General features: G+C 32.7%; 18 protein-coding genes. 12 read left to right on the top strand and 6 right to left on the bottom strand.

The window, feature by feature from the left end; all coding sequences use genetic code 11:
- Positions 1–119 precede the first annotated feature (119 nt).
- The 6 genes from purH to rodA all read left to right on the top strand — a co-directional run bounded on the left by purH (position 120) and on the right by rodA (position 7,389).
- Positions 120–1,646: a bifunctional phosphoribosylaminoimidazolecarboxamide formyltransferase/IMP cyclohydrolase gene (purH, locus tag NU08_RS05090; RefSeq protein ID WP_129746145.1), complete on the top strand. Its 1,527-nt coding sequence runs from the start codon at positions 120–122 to the stop codon at positions 1,644–1,646.
- A gap of 56 nt (positions 1,647–1,702) precedes the next feature.
- Positions 1,703–2,731: a rod shape-determining protein gene (locus NU08_RS05085; RefSeq protein WP_008466528.1), complete on the top strand. Its 1,029-nt coding sequence runs from the start codon at positions 1,703–1,705 to the stop codon at positions 2,729–2,731.
- 110 nt (positions 2,732–2,841) lie between these two features.
- A complete protein-coding gene (gene mreC, locus NU08_RS05080; RefSeq protein ID WP_129746144.1) occupies positions 2,842–3,666 on the top strand; it encodes a rod shape-determining protein MreC in 825 nt (274 codons plus the stop codon).
- Entirely contained in the window at positions 3,659–4,165 is a 507-nt protein-coding gene (locus tag NU08_RS22480) for a rod shape-determining protein MreD (RefSeq protein ID WP_129746143.1), read from the top strand. Before mreC ends, NU08_RS22480 begins: the two co-directional genes overlap by 8 nt.
- On the top strand, positions 4,162–6,138 hold the full coding sequence (gene mrdA / locus NU08_RS05070) for a penicillin-binding protein 2 (RefSeq protein WP_129746142.1): 1,977 nt from the start codon (positions 4,162–4,164) through the stop codon (positions 6,136–6,138). The genes NU08_RS22480 and mrdA overlap by 4 nt, the downstream gene beginning before the upstream one ends.
- Before the next feature lie 15 nt (positions 6,139–6,153).
- Positions 6,154–7,389, top strand: coding sequence for a rod shape-determining protein RodA (rodA, locus tag NU08_RS05065; RefSeq protein ID WP_129746141.1), 1,236 nt, complete (start codon positions 6,154–6,156; stop codon positions 7,387–7,389).
- Positions 7,390–7,642: 253 nt separating this feature from the next.
- On the opposite strand, the gene NU08_RS05060 is transcribed toward rodA, so the two are convergent.
- The 6 genes from NU08_RS05060 to xrtF form a co-directional block, all read right to left on the bottom strand.
- On the bottom strand, positions 7,643–8,323 hold the full coding sequence (locus tag NU08_RS05060) for a DedA family protein (protein WP_129746140.1): 681 nt from the start codon (positions 8,321–8,323) through the stop codon (positions 7,643–7,645).
- Positions 8,324–8,457: 134 nt separating this feature from the next.
- Positions 8,458–8,799, bottom strand: a complete 342-nt coding sequence (locus NU08_RS05055) for a heavy-metal-associated domain-containing protein (RefSeq protein ID WP_129746139.1) — start codon at positions 8,797–8,799, stop codon at positions 8,458–8,460.
- 30 nt (positions 8,800–8,829) lie between these two features.
- Complete coding sequence (locus NU08_RS05050; protein WP_129746138.1) at positions 8,830–10,836, bottom strand: TonB-dependent receptor plug domain-containing protein; 2,007 nt, start codon at positions 10,834–10,836, stop codon at positions 8,830–8,832.
- Between the two features lie 117 nt (positions 10,837–10,953).
- Positions 10,954–11,352 carry an HYC_CC_PP family protein gene (locus NU08_RS05045; RefSeq protein ID WP_129746137.1) on the bottom strand — a complete coding sequence of 133 codons (399 nt, stop codon included), beginning with the start codon at positions 11,350–11,352 and terminating at the stop codon, positions 10,954–10,956.
- Positions 11,353–11,397: 45 nt separating this feature from the next.
- The gene (locus NU08_RS05040) at positions 11,398–11,844 is read right to left on the bottom strand and encodes an exosortase F system-associated membrane protein (protein WP_129746136.1); all 447 of its coding nucleotides are present in this window, start codon (positions 11,842–11,844) and stop codon (positions 11,398–11,400) included.
- Complete coding sequence (xrtF, locus tag NU08_RS05035; RefSeq protein WP_129746135.1) at positions 11,834–12,370, bottom strand: exosortase family protein XrtF; 537 nt, start codon at positions 12,368–12,370, stop codon at positions 11,834–11,836. Before xrtF ends, NU08_RS05040 begins: the two co-directional genes overlap by 11 nt.
- A 70-nt stretch (positions 12,371–12,440) precedes the next feature.
- On the opposite strand from xrtF, the gene NU08_RS05030 reads away from it, so the two are divergent.
- The 6 genes from NU08_RS05030 (at position 12,441) to NU08_RS05005 (ending at position 20,235) form a co-directional block, all read left to right on the top strand.
- A complete protein-coding gene (locus NU08_RS05030; RefSeq protein ID WP_129746134.1) occupies positions 12,441–12,896 on the top strand; it encodes a GAF domain-containing protein in 456 nt (151 codons plus the stop codon).
- Between the two features lie 33 nt (positions 12,897–12,929).
- Positions 12,930–13,625 (top strand): hypothetical protein, encoded by a 696-nt coding sequence (locus NU08_RS05025; RefSeq protein WP_129746133.1) that lies wholly within the window; start codon positions 12,930–12,932, stop codon positions 13,623–13,625.
- 178 nt (positions 13,626–13,803) lie between these two features.
- Positions 13,804–14,070 carry a 30S ribosomal protein S15 gene (gene rpsO, locus NU08_RS05020; RefSeq protein ID WP_008466503.1) on the top strand — a complete coding sequence of 89 codons (267 nt, stop codon included), beginning with the start codon at positions 13,804–13,806 and terminating at the stop codon, positions 14,068–14,070.
- 179 nt (positions 14,071–14,249) lie between these two features.
- A complete protein-coding gene (locus NU08_RS05015; RefSeq protein WP_129746132.1) occupies positions 14,250–16,394 on the top strand; it encodes a polyribonucleotide nucleotidyltransferase in 2,145 nt (714 codons plus the stop codon).
- Between the two features lie 316 nt (positions 16,395–16,710).
- A complete protein-coding gene (locus NU08_RS05010) occupies positions 16,711–17,454 on the top strand; it encodes a hypothetical protein (RefSeq protein ID WP_129746131.1) in 744 nt (247 codons plus the stop codon).
- Positions 17,455–20,235, top strand: a complete 2,781-nt coding sequence (locus NU08_RS05005) for a TonB-dependent receptor domain-containing protein (RefSeq protein ID WP_129746130.1) — start codon at positions 17,455–17,457, stop codon at positions 20,233–20,235.
- Position 20,236: the final 1 nt, after the last annotated feature.

The raw sequence follows: 20,236 nt of genomic DNA, 5'->3' as shown, positions 1-20,236 counted from the left end.
AAACCTAATAAAAGTTAACTTACTCATCAGTAGATTTTTTTAGCATTTTGTTACACTAATTTTTTTTAATATAATATATAAAAAAACTACTTTTGCAGTCTCAAAATCATAACTACACAATGAGCACAACTAAAAAAATACAATCGGCATTAATTTCTGTTTTTTCTAAAGATGGATTAGAACCAATTGTTAGAAAATTACACGAGCAAAATGTAACACTTTATTCAACTGGAGGAACTGAAGATTTCATCAAAAACCTTGGCATTCCAGTAGTTCCTGTTGAAGACATTACTTCTTTCCCAGAAATTCTTGGCGGAAGAGTAAAAACTTTACACCCAAAAATTTTTGGAGGTATCTTGAATCGTCAAGACAACGAAAGCGATGTTCAGCAAATGAAGGAATTTGATATTCCTCAAATCGATTTAGTAATTGTTGATTTGTATCCTTTTGAAAAAACTGTTGCTTCTGGAGCTAGCGAACAAGATATTATTGAAAAAATTGATATCGGTGGCATTTCATTAATTCGTGCTGGTGCAAAAAATTTCAAAGACACTGTAATTGTAGCTTCTGTTAATGAGTACAGCTTACTTTTAGATTTGATTACGGAGCAAGACGGAGCAACAACTTTAGAAAACAGAAGATTGTTTGCTACAAAAGCATTCCATGTTTCATCTCACTACGATGGAGCTATTTTTAATTATTTCAATACAGACGAGACTATTTACAAAGAAAGCATTGCAAACGGTCAAGTTTTAAGATATGGTGAAAACCCTCACCAAAAAGGATTTTTCTTTGGAGATTTTGATGCAATGTTCAAAAAACTTCACGGAAAAGAATTATCATACAACAACTTATTGGATGTGGACGCAGCGGTTAATTTAATTGCTGAATTTAAAACTGACGGACCAACATTCGCCATTTTAAAGCACAACAATGCTTGCGGATTGGCTTCAAGAAAAACAATCAGCGAAGCTTATTTAGCGGCTTTAGCTTGTGACCCTACTTCAGCTTTTGGAGGAGTGCTAATTTCTAACACTAAAATTGATTTAGAAACTGCGCAGGAAATCAACAAATTATTCTGCGAAGTTGTAATTGCTCCAGCTTATGATGATGAGGCAGTTACAGTTTTACAAGAGAAGAAAAACAGAATTATTTTAGTACAAAACGACGTTGAATTGCCAGCTCGTCAAGTAAGAACTTGTCTTAACGGATTGTTAATTCAGGACAGAAATAATATTACGGATAATAAAGAGCATTTAAAAACCGTTACCATTACAGAACCTACTGCTCAAGAGATCGAAGATTTGATCTTTGCTTCTAAAATCTGCAAGAATACAAAATCAAACACAATTGTATTTGCTAAAAATGGAACATTGATTTCATCAGGTACAGGTCAGACTTCAAGAGTTGACGCTTTAATTCAAGCAGTTGACAAAGCAAAAGCTTTTGGTTTTGATTTAAATGGAGCTTCGATGGCAAGTGACGCATTTTTCCCATTTCCGGATTGTGTAGAATTAGCCAAAAAAGCAGGAATAACTGCTGTAATTCAGCCAGGAGGTTCGATAAAAGACGAATTAAGTATAAATTATTGCAATGAAAATAATCTTGCAATGGTATTTACAGGAACTCGTCATTTTAAACATTAATTTGTTTAACTTTGTTCGATAAATAATTTATAACATTTTAAACCCCTAAAAAACTTATGGGATTTTTTGATTTCATGACCGAGGATATTGCGATAGACCTTGGAACCGCAAACACTTTAATCATTCATAATGATAAAGTTGTCATTGATAGTCCGTCTATCGTTGCACGTGATAGAGTATCAGGCAAAATCATTGCTGTTGGTAAGGAAGCCAATATGATGCAAGGTAAAACACATGAAAACATCAAAACTATAAGGCCTTTGAAAGATGGTGTAATCGCTGATTTTGATGCTTCGGAAAAAATGATCAATATGTTCATTAAAAGTATTCCTGCATTGAAAAAAAGAATGTTTACTCCAGCTTTACGTATGGTTGTATGTATTCCTTCTGGTATTACTGAAGTGGAGATGAGAGCGGTGAAGGAATCTTGTGAGAGAGTAAACGGAAAAGAAGTTTACTTGATTCATGAACCAATGGCGGCGGCAATTGGTATTGGTATTGACATTATGCAACCAAAAGGAAACATGATTGTCGATATCGGAGGTGGTACAACAGAAATTGCTGTTATCGCTTTAGGCGGAATTGTATGTGACAAATCTGTAAAAATTGCAGGTGACGTTTTCACAAATGATATCGTTTATTACATGCGTACACAGCACAACTTATTTGTTGGAGAAAGTACTGCTGAGAAAATTAAAATTCAAATCGGAGCGGCGATCGAAGATTTAGATGGTCCACCAGAAGATATGTCGGTTCAAGGTAGAGATTTGCTTACTGGTAAACCAAAACAAGTAGATGTTTCTTACCGTGAAATTGCAAAAGCATTAGACAAATCTATTCAGCGTATTGAAGATGCGGTAATGGAAACATTATCACAAACTCCACCTGAGTTGGCAGCAGATATCTACAACACTGGTATTTATTTAGCTGGTGGAGGATCTATGTTGAGAGGACTTGACAAACGTATCTCTCAAAAAACAGATTTACCAGTTTATATTGCTGAAGATCCGTTAAGAGCTGTTGTTCGTGGTACAGGAATGGCTCTTAAAAACATTGCAAAATTTAAAAGTATCTTAATCAAATAAGATTCAAAATAATAATCAATTTACTTTTATGAGGGTCAAATTTTATTGTTTGACCCTTGTAAAAACTGAAACCTTTAAGCATATCCTGAAACAAAATAACCAGACAAGAAATGCAGCAAATATTTAATTTCCTTATAAGAAACAGTAATCGATTGCTGTTTTTGCTGCTTTTAGGTATATCGTTAGGACTCACTATTCAATCTCATTCTTACCATAGAAGCAAAATAATCAGCTCTGCCAATTTCTTAAGCGGAGGTGTTTACGAAAAAATCAATCGTATTAATGAATATTTGAATTTACAAGCTGAAAACGACGAACTTGTACTTGAGAACGCAAGATTAAAAAGTCTTTTATTCAATAAAGAAGACACTTCCAAATTACCTTTGCCAGATACTATTAAAGGAGTAAAACCTGCCGATATAATTGTGTCAAAAGTAATTCATAATGCATACAGTACACACGAAAACTTTCTTACTTTGAACTCTGGATCTAATGAAGGCGTTAAACCAGATATGGGAGTAATAAACAGTTTAGGAATTGTGGGTATTATAGATGATACATCTCCAAGATATTCTACAGTTGTGAGTATTTTGAACATGAAATCTAGGATCAATGCGAAGTTAAAAAAATCAAATCACTTTGGGTCTTTAACTTGGGATGGAAAAAGCACTGGTTTCGTACAGTTAAGAGACGTTCCGAGATTAGCTTCGGTTAGAAAAGGAGACACAATTGTAACAGGAGGTCAATCCGTAATTTTCCCTGAAGGAATAAATATTGGAACCGTTGAAACAATTTATCAAGAGCGAGAAACAAGCTTCTATGTCATAAAAGTTAAATTATTTAACGACATGACAAACTTAGGGCACGTTTATATCATCAAGAGCAAGGACAGAGAGGAACTTATTAATTTAGAAAACAAAGAAAAAAATGAATAGCGCTCTGTTAGTCAATATTTTTCGATTTATTATGTTGCTGGCAATTCAGATTGTTATTTTCAACAATATGAATTTCCTAGGATATATAAGTCCTTTTCCATATATCTTGTATATCATTCTGTACCCTGTAAACAGCAATAAAGCAGGATTAATAATTTCTAGTTTTTTCTTGGGATTAATAATGGATATGTTTTGTAATTCTGGCGGGATACATGCCACTGCCTGTGTCGTTTTAGCCTATTATAGACCATATATATTTAAATTTTCTTTTGGTTTAAGTTATGAATATCAAACCATTAAACTAAACGAATCTTTAACACCAGAAAGATTTTCATTCATACTAGTTTCGGTTTTAATTCACCACATTGTATTATTTGTTTTGGAAGCATTTCAATTCAAATTTATCTGGGACATTTTGCTCCGAACCTTATTTAGTTCTATCTTTACTATAATCACCTCAATAATAATAATTTATCTTATTAAGCCCAATAAACGATGAGAAAAGTCCTGCTGCCCACTATAATTATTATTGCAGCGTCTTTGCTAGTGATTAGGATTTTTTACCTGCAGATTATTGATGATTCTTTTAAATTGAAATCAGAAAATAATGCGATAAAAAAAGTGTATGACTATCCTGAAAGAGGTTACATCTATGATCGTAATGGCAAACTTCTTGTTGCCAATCAGCCCTCTTATGACATCATGGTTATTCCGAGAGAGGTAAAAAAAGATTTGAATATTGCTGAATTCTGTGCGCTTTTAAATATCACTCCTGAAGACTATCATAAGAGAATGGAAAAAGCAAAGGTGTACAGCCCTAGACTTCCATCTGTATTTTTATCGCAGTTGAACAAGAATGAATTTGCTGCTTTTCAAGAGAAAATCAGAAAATATGATGGTTTCTATTTCCAAAAAAGATCTCTTCGCGATTATGAAGTAGATTACGGTGCCAATATTTTTGGTTCTATTACACAAGTAAATGAAAGCCAAATTGCAAAAAATCCTTATTACAACAGTGGAGATTTAATTGGAAGACAAGGCGTAGAAGAGAGTTACGAAGAAATATTGCGAGGCATTAAAGGTGTTAAATACATTCAAAAAGATAAATATAATAGAGAAATTGGATCTTATAAAGAAGGGAGATATGATACGATTGCCGTAGCCGGAGAAGATATCAATTTGACCATTGATGCTGAACTTCAAAAATATGGCGAGGAATTAATGATCAACAAAAGAGGTGGAATAGTTGCAATTGAGCCAAAAACAGGTGAAATTTTAGCACTTGTTACTGCTCCATCTTACGATCCTGGAATTTTAGTTGGAAGACAAAGATCTAAAAACTACACTCTTTTATATAATGATTCTATCGCAAAACCATTATACGACAGAGGTCTTTTAGCGGAATATCCTCCAGGTTCTCCATTTAAAATCCTAACTGGTTTAGTTGCGCTTCAAGAAGGTGTAGTAAATGAGCAAACAACTTTCATGTGTCATCACGGATTCAGTTATGGTGGAGGCCGATTCATGAAATGCCACGGTTTTGGTCCACACCAATTACATAATGGTATTTACAACTCTTGCAACACTTATTTTGGACAAGCTTATATGCTTACCATCAACAAGTACAAAGATCCTGGTCATGCAGTTGATATCTGGAGCAGTCATGTAAAAAGTTTTGGACTAGGTCAGTTCATGGGTTATGATTTACCTACCGGAAGAAGAGGAAACATTCCAACTTCTAAAACCTATAAAAGAATCTATCCTAACGGAGGATGGAGAAGCTCAACCATTGTATCGAATGCAATTGGCCAGGGAGAAGTTTTGATGACACCAATTCAATTAGCCAATATGATGGCGACTGTTGCCAATCAAGGCTATTATTACACTCCTCATATCATTAAAAAAATTGAAGGAGAAAAGATAGATGAGAAGTTCACTACAAAACACGTGACCACAATTGATCAAAAATATTTCCCACCGGTTATTAGCGGATTATTTGATGTATACAATAAAGGTACAGCGTATGCTCTTAGAGTTGAAGGAATTGACATTTGCGGAAAAACGGGAACTGCAGAGAATTATGCAAAAATAAACGGTAAGAGAGAAAAACTTAAAGATCACTCTATATTTGTTGCTTTTGCTCCAAAAGACAATCCAAAAATAGCTATTGCCGTTATGATTGAAAATGGAGGTTTTGGAGCAACAGTTGCTGGTCCGATTGCCAGTTTAATGATTGAAAAATATTTGAGAAAGAAAATCACAAGAACTGATTTAGAAATAAGAGTATTAAATAAAAGTTTGGTATCTGAATACGCTAAACTTGGAGGCATGAATGCAGCAAGTGCTATAGAATCTGTTCCAAAAGATTCTGTTTTGCAAGCAAAAATTGTAAAACCAAAAGTACCAGCAGCCGTAACAGCACCTAAAACGGAAGTTAAAAAAACAGCAGTAGACACAACTAAGAAAAACTAAGAAAGATTATTTCAGATGAAAAATCAAAGTGTAAAAAATAATATTGATTGGATAAGTGTCTTTATCTACATTACGTTGGTAACTTTAGGTTGGCTTAATATTTATTCGTCTTCTCTATTATCAACTGATGGAACGTACCAAAAACAGCTTATTTTTATCTGCTGCACTATTCCATTGATATTTGTTGTACTTTTTGTTGATGGCAAGTTTTACGAAAAATATGCCAGTATCATATTTGGAGTTTCCTTATTGTCTCTTGCGGGATTATTTCTTTTTGGAAAAACCATTGCAGGACAACGATGCTGGTATGCTATTGGCAGCTTTACTTTACAACCATCTGAGTTTGCAAAAGCCGCAACTTCTCTGGCATTGGCCAAATATTTAAGTGACACACAAATCAACTTAAAAGAAACCAATAGACAAATTCAGGCTCTGGCTATTATGTTATTGCCAGTAATTTTGATTTTACCACAGCCAGATCCTGGAAGTGCTTTAATTTATAGCGCATTCATCCTTGTTCTGTATAGAGAAGGTTTACCTTCTTGGTATGTATGGACAGCCTTTATAACCATTGTTCTTTTCGTTCTTACTTTAGTTTTAGAACCATACGCTGTTATTGCAATGGCTTTTGTCGTGCTTGCAATTATACACTTTAAAGGCAGAGTAGTTGATAGAAACATCATTTTAAGCGGAATTTTATTAGTCCTAATCTCTGGATTTGTTTTCTCTGTTGATTATGTTTTTGATAATGTTTTTAAACAGCACCACAGAGACCGTTTTAATATTTTATTAGGTAAAACTGTAGATATGAAAGGTATTGGATATAATACCAATCAATCTGAAATTGCAATTGGATCTGGAGGATGGCTTGGAAAAGGTTTTCTTGAAGGAACACAAACCAAAGGAGGATTTGTACCAGAGCAGCACACCGATTATATCTTTACCACTGTTGGTGAAGAATGGGGGTTTGCGGGTTCATTGGTCGTAATTTTACTTTTCACAGGTTTGCTTCTTAGAATTATTTATTTAGCAGAAAGGCAAAAAACAAAATTCAGTCGAGTTTATGGATATTGCGTCGCTGCAATTCTCTTTATACATTTCTTTGTAAATATTGCCATGGTAATTGGAATTTTCCCAACAATCGGAGTTCCTCTGCCCTTCTTTTCATATGGAGGCTCTGGACTCTGGGGATTCACCATTTTATTGTTTATTTTCCTCAAAATGGATGCCAACAAGGTGAATGAATGGTAATACTTTAAAATATTCAATTTTTAAATCCCAAATTCCAACTTGAATTACTTTTGTATTATACAACTAAAATAATTTAACCTTAAAGCTGTAATTACGTTTCAAAAACTGATTATAGCTTTTTTGTTTCTATTAACTTAGATTTATCTGCAAAGAAAACTACATCATATAATAAAAACATCTATAATAGCTTTAACAACAAGCATAAAAAAATCCGAAGCTGAAAACTTCGGATTTTTTTTTATTCTTTATTTGATTATATCTCTTCGTGTGGTCTCTTTTTTAAAAGTTTCAGCAGAACTGGGAATGTCGAAATAATGATGATAATAATAATGATATATTCAATATGTTTCTTTAAATCTATTCCTTGTTTTAAGAAAACTCCGTATAAATAATGTCCTGCGAAAATCAATATAAATGACCAAAGAAAAGAACTCAAGAAGTTATAAAACATAAACTTCTTTTTGTCCATCGAAACGATTCCTGCAACAATTGGAGCGAACGTTCTGAAAATTGGCAGGAAGCGTGCATAAATAATTGCCTTTCCTCCGTATTTCTCAAAAAAATCTTTTGATTGAAGCAAGTACTTTTTCTTAAACCAGAAAGTATCTTCTTTTTTGAATAAATAATAACCACTTTTTGCTCCAAACCAATAACCAGTCATATTACCTAAAACTCCCATTATGGCAACTGCAGTAGCAAGCAGAAACACATTTACAAAATCATTTGGAATATAGGCAACATTTTCAATTAGATCACGACTGTAAATACCTGCTAAAAAAAGCAAACTATCTCCAGGCAGAAAAAACCCTGCAAAAAGTCCTGTCTCAGCAAAAACTATAAACAGCACAATAAATAACCCAATCTGAAAACCTCCGACGCTTAAAGTAATATAAAATTCAGGGTTTAGTAACTGGGTCCATTCAAAATTATTCATAAATGTGATTGGTTATTTTTTATAGTTCGTGAAAGTAACAATAATTTACCTTAACCACAATAAAATGCGGTATTTTAAACATAAATTAACTATTAAAAAAAGCCCAGACTTCTTTGTCTGGGCTTCTTTTTACACTATTCTCTTACATACTTGCAACAGCTATGAAGATTGTCATAATCTTCAGTTGTCGCTTTAACTTCCTTAGTATCATGACCTGCCTTTGCGATTGCTTTGTTTAAATCTGAAGGAGAACATTTCTCTTCATTTAAAATAACCGAAAGCTGATGCGAACTTACATCCCAGCTTGCTGTTTTTACGCCTGGAACGCCATAAGCCGCTTTTTCAATTCGTTTCTTACATTGTTCGCAGTTACCATTTACCTCTGTTGTGTACTTCAAATTCTTATTTTTTTTAGTTTGAGCCTGAGCTGAAAAACCTAAAAAAATCATCATTGCGATTAAAACTATTTTATTCATTGTATTTAATTTTTATTGTTGTTGAAATTGTTATTTAATTTTAAATCTAAGTCCTGCATAATACATTTGTCCAAAAATTGGTGCATATGCAATTGATGCATCAAAATTAGATCCAAAAGGATCATTTGCTCCTAAAATTGCTTTCTCTTGTCTATAATTTCCAATATTTTCTCCCCCAATATACACTTCAAAAACTGAAGAAAAAACTCTGGTCACTTGTGCATTCATTACAGCATAAGAAGGTGAAAAATCAGGAAATTGATCTTCTGTAGGATTTGAAGCCGTATATGGCAACTGCTGCTTTCCTGACCAATTGTAAGTAAAATCAAACTTCCATTGTTTGTCGTTGTTCATGGCTGTTTCGTATTCTAAATTTCCTAAGAAACGATGTTTTGCCTGAAGCGGACGTTGGAATGTTCCTCTTAAATAATCGGTTTGGATGTCGTAATATTTATAAGCTGTTCTTAAGTTTAAATTGTGAATCAATTCGTAATTGAACTCAACCTGAAGACTATTCGCAAAAGAACTTCCTTTCAAATCATAAAACAAAACTTGTTGCGGACTTTGCATGACATCTACAATGGCTTGATTTTGGAAATCGGTTCTATACAGATCAAAACCTGCATCGGCATTTCTATTGAAAAGGCGGAACTTCTGTGAAAAACTTACTCCATAATTCCAAGCAATTTCAGGATTAAGCCCATATACTTTTCCATTAGAATCTAAAACTGAAAAAGTTCTTGAACTAGCAAAAAGCTGCTGATTTTCAGCAAAGATATTAGCAGAACGCTTGCCTCTTCCTGCAGAAAAACGAATTACCCCATTTTTCCAAGGATTATATCTCATGTGCAGTCTTGGCGTAACAAAAAACCCTAATCGGTTATGATTATCTACTCTTCCGCCTAAAATCAAACTGAAATTGTCTGTATTATCATAAGTATATTCGAAGAAAGCACCAACCGAATTATCGATTCTGCTAACATCTGTTAAGTTTACAAATTCCTGGTATTGATCGTAAGTAAAATTCAGACCAGTCGTAAACTTATGCATGGTATTGTTTATAATCGAATTAAAAATCAAATTAGAATAAAAACTATTCTGTTTAATATCATATTGATTTAAACCATAATAAGAATCCTGTTTATGACTATTAAAAGCATTTTGAAAACCAATACTCTGATATGGCATGTCTTTAAATACATATCCGATTTTTGTCGATACATCAAATCGCTCTGTATTAATTTCTGAACCCCAGTAATTAGTTGTGCCTCGATCACGATCTTTATCAAAATCTACTTCTCCAGTTTGTTTTTTATCATTCATATATCTGAAATTGATAAAACTTACTAAACCGCTTTCTGGATCATAATATTGATAACGATTCAAAACATTGATTTGTTTCCCTAACGGATTATCGAGAAAACCGTCTTTGTTCATATCGTTTTTGGCTACACGCGCATTTCCGTGAACAAATAAGCTAGTCGCCCATTTGTCTGATAATTTTTTATTGAAATGGGTGTTTAATTCAAAACGAGAATCTGTCGATCCGTAAGCATTCAAGAAGAAAGGAATATCATTTAATGGCTTTAAAAGCTCTGTATTAATCTGGCCAGAAATGCTTTCGTAACCATTTATAACGCTTCCCGCTCCTTTCGTAATTTGGACACTTTCAATCCAGGTTCCTGGTGTAAACGACAATCCATAAGCTTGAGATGCTCCTCGAACTGACGGAATATTTTCTTCGGTAATCATTAAATAAGGACTGGTTAGTCCAAGCATTTTGATTTGCTTAGTTCCTGTTAAAGCATCAGAAAAATTGACATCAATTGATGGATTGGTTTCAAAACTTTCAGCCAAATTACAGCAAGCCGCCTTAAGCAGTTCTTTGCTAGTAATTACGGATGTATTGGCTGTCACGGTAAAGGATTTTTTAATCCCTTTTTGCTTTTTAGTAATTTTTACTTCTTGCAGATCTTCCTGTGAAAAGGCAGAAAAAGAAAGCAAAATCATCGCAAAAAGCATTATATTTTTTTGCATAAAAAATTGATTTTAATGTTGAAATAGAATTACATTTCTGTTTTTGCGGAAGCAAAAGACATCAAAATGTAAACGCAAAGTCTTAATCAAGACTCGCAGTGCATCTTAACATTAAAATCAGGAATAGAAAATATACTGATGGTATAATTTAAATAAAGGGGGGGCATTTGCATCAGCATAATATGAAAGAACTTCTTTCTTTTTGAAATTTTGAATTTCTAAAAAGACTAGAGGTTTGTAATCCTGTATAACTGCTGGAAAAGCAAATTGAAAGAAGAAGAATTTGATTGTTGCGTTATCTGATTTCTTTTCAAAATGAACAACCTTATCTTTGCAGCAAGAGTTCTTTTTCTCTTTAGAACCGCAACATTTCTTCTCAACAACAGGTTCTGCTGTTGTTTTTAAAGAAACCGAAGCAATTTCTCCGCCACAATAATGCACATCAAAAGCAAACCCTATATTGGAAACCAATAAAAGGAACGCTAAAAACAGACCTGTGCACTTTTTCAAATTCATACTGCAAAGCTATTTAAAAACTCTAGAAAAAAACTAAAACAAATGTTATTTTTTAGTTTTTTGAAGCTGATAATAAAATCCCGGAATAAATAATAATATAAAAATAGGCTGAATTAAAAATCGTCTAACGTAAAAAAGAAGCCAACTTCCCTCTGGAAAATATTCTAGAATAATAAAAAATGCTATTAGAAAAACAATTAAAAAAATACTATAGATCAGAAGACTAAATTTAAGAATATCACGATCTTGAAATAAAGCATAAATCAAAGCCAAAGATAAAATTGAATTTAAAGAATAACGAAAAAAAAGTCCTGCAAAAAGTTTTAGATTATCTACTAGCGGATATGGAATAGACTGAAAGTCGGCATCAAAATATACCAGAAAAGGATCGTAAAACAGTTCTCTTTCAAACGTTCTAATCAAAGCAAAACCTATTACAACAACAATTGCAACAAAAATTTTTAATTTATTTTCTTTTAATTTATTTAGCATACTTTGAAAATCTATTAATCCAGAAAATCCATAAAAGAAAAACATACCCGTAAATCATCAAAGGAAAAAAAATATCATGCAGAAAATTGGCATATCTCGAAAAATGATATATCAATACAATTAAAAGTGAGATCCTAATAATATTCAAAATGTAAATAGATATAAGCCCTAGTATTATAAATAGGGATGTCTTTTTTAAATTCCCCGAAAAAGCACTCACAAACGACACAAACAGTATCATTACGCTTACAGCATTACAACCTTCGATAATGCGCGCTATAAATCTACCATTCAAGATAATTTCTTGCCATGGATTTTGAGAGCTTTTTTGAATGATTACATCATAATTTAAAAGCTTTAACAATTGTTCTGAATTTTTACCAGAAATCATTGTTACAGCATCAAGATCTTCTGACTGATAGCTATTTAAATAAAACTTATAAAGTAAAGTAAGAACAATATAGGTCAGAAAAAAAATGCTAATAAAAATCAAAAATGGCTTAAACTGGACTAAATATTTTTTCAAGAGATTTTTTTTTCAAATTTATATATTTTTTGAGTTCAGCTTTAAATACTTTTGTATAAAATTTAATATCATGACATTTCAAGAATTACAACCACAGATAAGCAGTATTACTGCTGACAATCAAAAAAATAGAGACGAAAAATTATTAGCAATCTGCCAGCTTTTAAACGAAAATGTAGAATATTACAATTGGGTCGGCTTTTATTTTGCTAATCACGACACTAAAACTTTACATTTAGGCCCTTATGTTGGTGCAGAAACAGATCATACTGTTATTCCATTTGGAAAAGGTATTTGCGGTCAAGTAGCAGAAAGTAATGCTAATTTTGTTGTGCCAGATGTTAAGGCGCAAGACAACTATATTGCTTGCAGTTTGACTGTTAAATCAGAAATCGTAGTGCCTCTTTTTGTGAATGGAGTAAATATTGGCCAAATTGATATTGACAGCCACGTTATTGATCCGTTTACAGAAGCTGACGAAAGATTTTTAGAATTTGTAAATCAAGAAGTTGCTAAATTATTCTAAAAACGTTAAATTTAGAATAAAAAATAGAACTGAATGAAAAGAAACATCTTCATCTTATTGCTTCTGATAATTTCAGTTAATCTGTCTGCGCAAATTAGCATGATGTCTAAAAAAATCTTTTTAGACTCCTTAAATCGTGAATGTACACCCGAAAATCATGCTTACACAAGAGTAATTACCAATTATTCTCAGAAAAGCATCCGTTATGTTGTGACTGATTTCTACAAAAATGGAAGAAAGAAAATGACGGGATCAACCTTAGATCGAGATGTTTTAAAAAAAGACGGAGAATTTATTTACTATTATAAAAATGGTGCAAAAGAATCTGTTATAAATTATTCTGAAGACCATAAAACTGGCAAAGAAATTAGCTGGTACGAAGATCAGAGTAAAAAATGCGAAAAACAGAACATTTGGGATCCGAAAACAAAAAAGCTCCAGACTTTGATTCTAAATTGCTGGGATGTAAATAAAAACCAAACCGTTACGAATGGAAATGGAGATTACGAAGAAACAGATCAGTTTGTTAGTCAAAAAGGAACAATCAAAGGCGGATTGAAACAAGGTTACTGGGAAGGGAATGACATTTTACGAAAGATTACGTTTGTTGACAATTATGATCAAGGAGTTTTAATTTCGGGCGTAAGTACTGATGCAAACAATGTCAAATTTTCTTATTCTTCTTTGAGCGAAAAGCAATCTGGAAAAAAAGCCCAGAAGTTAAAATAGAAATCAGATTAAATCAAGAACAAAAAAACAGCTCTAAATACCTAAAAATAAATTTCTTATGCCCATTTTTTAGATTCTTTTATTTTTTTTTTGATTTTTCTGTTTTTTTAATCTAATTTTGCACCCGTCTTACAAAAGTTGTACGACATACATAAAAATCATTTAAAACAATATTGGAATGTATTTAACTAAAGAAAAGAAAGAAGAAATTTTTGCACAACACGGTGGTGCTACAAACACTGGAAGCGCAGAAGGTCAAATCGCATTGTTCACTTACAGAATCTCTCACTTAACTGAACACTTGAAAAAAAATCGTCACGATTACAACACTGAGCGTTCTCTTGTACTATTAGTAGGTAAAAGAAGAGCTTTGTTGGACTACTTGAAAAAGAAAGATATCAACAGATATCGTGAGATTATCAAAGTATTGAATATCAGAAAATAATCAATATAGAAAAGAGGTGCGAGAGTGCCTCTTTTTGTTTTTACATTACAGCTGTTTATAATAAGCATATTACAAGAAAAAAAGTTTGGTTTTTCATTGGGTTTTAGATAACAACAACTACACACAACAACAACTACAACACAACTAAAACCCATTGTATAATCAAAAAGGAAAAATTTATGATTCCACAAGTTTCACAAGAAATTATCGATTTAGGAGATGGAAGAAGCATCTCAATCGAAACTGGTAAATTAGCAAAACAAGCCGATGGTTCAGTTGTTGTACGTTTAGGAAACTGTATGCTTCTAGCAACAGCAGTTTCTGCAAGAACATCTAACCCAGGTGTTGACTTTTTACCATTAACGGTAGATTACCGCGAAAAATTTGCTGCTGCAGGACGTTTCCCAGGAGGATTTTTCAAAAGAGAAGCAAGACCAAGCGACAGTGAGGTATTAACAATGAGATTAGTTGACCGTGTTTTACGCCCGCTTTTCCCAGACGATTACCATGCTGAAACTCAGGTTATGATTCAATTAATGTCTCACGATGACAATGTTATGCCAGACGCATTAGCTGGTTTAGCAGCATCTGCAGCATTAGCTGTTTCAGATATTCCATTTTACAACTTAATTTCTGAAGTGCGCGTTGCTCGTATCGACGGAAAATTAGTAATCAACCCAAGTAGAGAAGAATTAGAAAAATCTGACATCGATATGATGATCGGAGCTTCTATGGATTCTGTTGCAATGGTTGAAGGTGAGATGAAAGAAATCTCAGAAGCTGAAATGGTTGAGGCAATTAAATTTGCACACGAAGCAATTAAAGTTCAAATTGTTGCTCAACAAAAATTAAGAGCAAAATTAAGCTCTCAAGAATATAGAACTTACGAAGGTGAAATTGAAGACGAAGCTGTTTATGCTAAAGTAAAAGCTGCTGCTTACGATAAATGCTATGCAATTGCTCAGGAAGCTTCTGGAAAAGCTGAAAGAGGTGAAAAATTCGCAGCTGTTAAAGAAGAGGCTAAAGCTTTGTTTACTGAAGAAGAATATGCTGAAAATGCAGATCTTGCAGGTTTAGTTGGAAAATACTTCTACAAAACAAACAAAGAAGCTGTTCGTAACGTAATTCTTGAAAAAGGAATTCGTCTAGACGGTAGAAAAACTACAGAAATCAGACCAATCTGGTGCGAAACAGATTATTTGCCATCTGTTCACGGATCTTCTTTATTTACACGTGGAGAAACTCAAGCTTTGGCAACAGTAACTTTAGGAACTTCTAAAGAAGCTAACCAAATCGATTCTCCATCTGAACAAGGTGAAGAGAAATTCTACTTACACTATAACTTCCCTCCTTTCTCTACTGGTGAAGCAAAACCATTAAGAGGAACTTCAAGAAGAGAAGTTGGCCACGGTAACTTAGCTCAAAGAGCTTTAAAAAATATGATTCCTGCAGATTGTCCTTATACAATCCGTGTTGTTTCAGAGGTATTAGAATCTAACGGTTCTTCTTCTATGGCAACAGTTTGTGCTGGAACAATGGCGCTTATGGATGCTGGAGTCCAAATGACAAAACCAGTTTCTGGTATTGCTATGGGATTAATCACTGACGGTGAAAAATTTGCTGTATTGTCTGATATCTTAGGAGATGAGGATCACTTAGGAGATATGGATTTTAAAGTAACTGGAACTGCTGACGGTATCACGGCTTGCCAAATGGATATAAAAATCGAAGGATTACGTTATGACATTATGGAACAAGCTTTAGCACAAGCTCGTGACGGACGTTTGCATATTTTAGGAAAATTAACTGAAACAATTGCAGCGCCAAGAGCAGAAGTTAAAGATCATGCACCAAAAATTATCACTAGAACTATCCCTGGAAACTTTATTGGAGCGTTAATCGGACCTGGAGGAAAAGTAATTCAAGAATTACAAAAAGCTACTGGAACGACTATCGTAATCAACGAAGTTGACGAACAAGGTGTAGTTGAAATCTTAGGAACTGATCCTGCTGGTATCAAAGCTGTATTGGCTAAAATTGATGCCTTAACTTTCAAACCACAAATTGGCGAAGCTTACGAGGTTAAAGTGATTAAAATGCTTGATTTTGGAGCTGTAGTAGAATACACTGCTGCACCAGGAAACGAAGTATTGCTTCACGTATCTGAGTTAGCTTGGGAACGTACAGAAAACGTTGCCGATGTAGTTAAAATGGGAGATATTTTCCAAGTGAAATACTTAGGAGTTGATCCTAAAACTAAAAAAGAAAAAGTGTCTAAAAAAGCACTTGTTCCAAGACCTCCACGTGAGGAGAAAAAAGAGTAATCAGATCTTAGTTTACTAAAGGTTTATTTATAGAAAACCCCGTTTCATGATTATGAAACGGGGTTTTTCAATTAAAAAAAGTAGCAAGCTATTTCTTTATTTTAATGATTAGAAAGTTAAAAATTTATCAAAATATTCACCTCTCTAGTTACTGTCAACTTTCAAGCTTCAAATATACTATAAGTATAGTTTATTCCTGTTTGAAGCAAATTCTATAGAGTTTTTATTACATTTTAACACTATGACGTGATTTTTATAACATTTTTTTTATACTTTTGGACCTAATCAATCCAAAAACAAAAAAATCACATTTCCTTTGAAAAACCACAAAAAAAAAGCGATTTATCTATCGTTATTTGCAAGCCTATTAAACATATCGTATTTACATTCACAATCTACTGAAAAATCTTCATTATACGATTACTTCGACCAAACAGTCGGAAAAGACAATTTAAATATTAATAACGGAATCGTTCATAGCGAACCTTTTCGCCCAATTGCTGGTAAAAGCAGGTATTATACTGAAGAGTTTAATATTGGCGACATCAGTTTTGAAGGCCAGATTTATTCTAATGTTAATCTTAAGTACGACATTTTAACTGACCAAGTTATTTACAAACAAACCGGATCTTCTGAAAACTTACCGATTAATCTAATCAGCGAAAAAGTTGATTATTTTTTCATTAAAAACAAAAAGTTCGTCAACATAAAATCTGACCTAAATAAGGTTAATGATCTTGCTCCAGGTTTTTATGAAGAAAACTACGCCGGCGACAACGTCTCTTTATATATTAAACATTATAAAGAAAAAGTAAAAGTCTTCCAGTCTGACGGTGTTTACTACAATTTCATCTATAAAATCAATTACTTCCTAAAGCATAATAACCATTTCTACAAAGTAGAATCGGAGAAAGATTTCAAGAAAATTTTCCCTGACTATAAAAAAGATATCAGTACCATTTACAATACTGATAAAAAATTAGAACGTTCCGATAAGATGAAATTCATGGAAAATCTAACAAAACAAATCAATGGTCTTTTAAAAAAAAGTTCTAATTAAATGAAAAAAATTACTCTTATTCTATTTTTAATTGCCTTTCAACAAATAATTTATTCTCAAGTAATCAGCGACAAAATAACGGTTGAATTTAAAAATGCAAATATAAAAACTGCCATTCAAGATATCGAAAAAGTATCTTATTTCAAATTCTATTTTGATGAAAAATGGCTGGAAAATGACAGTACTTCAATATCTAAACAATATAAAGAAGTTAGAATTGGTGAAGTTTTGGAAGATGTTTTTCAGAACACAAGCTTCAACTTTTACGTTTCGGAAAACAAAGTTATAGTTACAAATAACAGTATCATCTACAGTCAATTGCCTGATGATTATTTCGGAACTCCTCTTGAAAGAGACGAAAACGGAATGATCAGCCCAATTTTCTATCAGCAATATGATTCGATCAAAAAAACCAATTCAAGAAACCCAAATAAAAATATTAGGGATATTGTTTTGATTGGTAAAGAAGTGAAAAATCAGAAAAAGAAAACTTATACCTTATCTGGTATTATTAGAGGCGGAAAAAATAATGCTGGAATTGCTAATGTTTTAGTAAAAATACCAAACACAGAATATTCTGCCACTACTGATAAAAAAGGGTATTATAGCTTACAAGTTCCTGGAGGTTTAAATGTTATTGAAACGGAGACGTTCTCATATAACAAAGTGACTAAAAATATCATGGTTTACAATGATGGATCGTTGAACTTTTCGTTAACCGAAGATATAAATCAGCTTGATGAAGTTTTAATTAAAACAAACAAAAGTAAAACTGCAAAATCAGCAATTACCGGTGTAACTACCATTGATGCTGAAGGAATTAAAAATGTTCCTTTGGTGCTTGGTGAGCGTGACATTCTTAAAGTGGCTTTGACAATGCCTGGAATAAAAACTGCTGGTGAAGGTTCTTCTGGATATAATGTTAGAGGTGGTAAAGAAGATCAAAATTTATTTTTGTTGGACAATGCTACGTTATACAATCCGTCACATTTCTTCGGTTTTTTTACAGCTTTAAATCCTTATACAACTAAAAAAGTTGATATTTATAAAGGTAGTATTCCAGCTGAATTTGGAGGAAGATTATCTTCTGTTTTTGACATTACTTCTAAAACTGGAAGTTTTGATGAGTTTCAAGGTGAAGGCGGTATTGGTCCAGTAACCAGCAATTTAATGCTTTCTACTCCTGTGGTAAAAGGAAAATCTAGTTTGGTAGTTGGAGGAAGAGCAACTTATTCTGATTGGATTTTAAAAAGCTTAGACGATGAGAACTTGAAAAACAGTCAGGCTTCTTTTTATGATTTCATCCTAAAATACAATCATAAAATAAATGCGAAGAATGATATCGAATCTACTCTTTATTATAGCCATGATAAATTTAGTGTGTCATCAGATTCATTGTATAAATACAGCAATAGATTAGCGACTTTAAAATGGAATCATACTTTCAATGAGAAAAACAAAGGTTCTTTGATTGTTACTAATAGTGAATACAAATTCAACATTGACTACGAATCTGAAGGGGTTAATAATTTTGATTTTGGTTATAAAATCAATGAAACTCAAGCGATGCTGAAAATGAATTATTTATATAACGAAAAGCATAAATTCAGTTATGGTCTTTCGACAAAATTATATTCTGTGGATCCTGGATATTTGAATCCGACAAATCCTGAATCGACATTAGTTCCTGTTGATGTTGAAACAGAAAAAGGATTAGAATCTGCGGCATATATTGGTGACAATTTTAAAATAAGCGACAAATTCTTGCTTGATTTTGGTTTACGATATTCCACTTTTGCTGCTTTAGGGAAATCTACTCAGAGAATTTACGAAAACAATGTTCCTATTAGTGATGCAACTGTTATAGATACAAAAACATACGGCAATAACGAAGTAATTAAAAGATATGGAGGTTTAGAACCTAGAATTGCAGCTAGATATTTCCTTGACGATGATTTTTCGGTAAGAGCGAGTTATGATAAAACATATCAATACATTCATTTATTGTCAAATAATACAACTCAATCTCCAACAGATATTTGGAAACTTTCAGATTTAAACGTAAAACCAGAAAGCGCTCAGCAAGTTTCTTTGGGATTTTATAAAAATCTTAAAGGTGGAGATATAGAATTTAGTGTGGAAGGGTATTACAAAAGATCCAAAAATATCTTGGACTATAAAGTTGGAGCCGAATTATTATTGAATGAAAATATAGAAACCGAGCTTTTACAGGGAGAAGGAAAAGCTTATGGTATAGAATTTTTGGCTAAAAAACAAGTTGGAAAATTAAACGGTTGGCTTGGATATACATATTCGAGATCTTTAATAAAATTGGATAGCCAGTTTAATGAAGAAAAAGTAAATAACGGAAAATACTTTGCTTCAAATTTTGATAAACCACACGATTTCAGTGCCGTTTTAAACTATAAAATTACACAGCGTTATAGTTTTTCAAGTAATTTTACATATCAAACCGGAAGACCAATTACATATCCGATTGGAAGATACGATTACGGCAACGAGCAATATACTGTTTACAGTGATCGCAATAAATACAGAATCCCTGATTATTTCAGACTTGACATTGGTTTGAACATCGAAGGAAATCATAAAATTAAAAAGCTAGCACATAGTTTTTGGAATATTTCAGTTTATAATGTTTTAGGAAGAAACAATCCTTATTCTGTATTCTTTGTTACAAAAGAAGGACAAATCAAAGCTTATAAAACATCTATTTTTTCTATTCCAATTCCAAGTATTACTTATAATTTCAAGTTTTAAA

This window comes from Flavobacterium anhuiense, from assembly GCF_004151235.1.
Taxonomy (GTDB): Bacteria; Bacteroidota; Bacteroidia; order Flavobacteriales; family Flavobacteriaceae; genus Flavobacterium; species Flavobacterium anhuiense_A.
The sequence above is the reverse complement of the archived record's forward strand: the minus strand, read 5'-3'. Positions and strand labels throughout refer to the sequence as shown.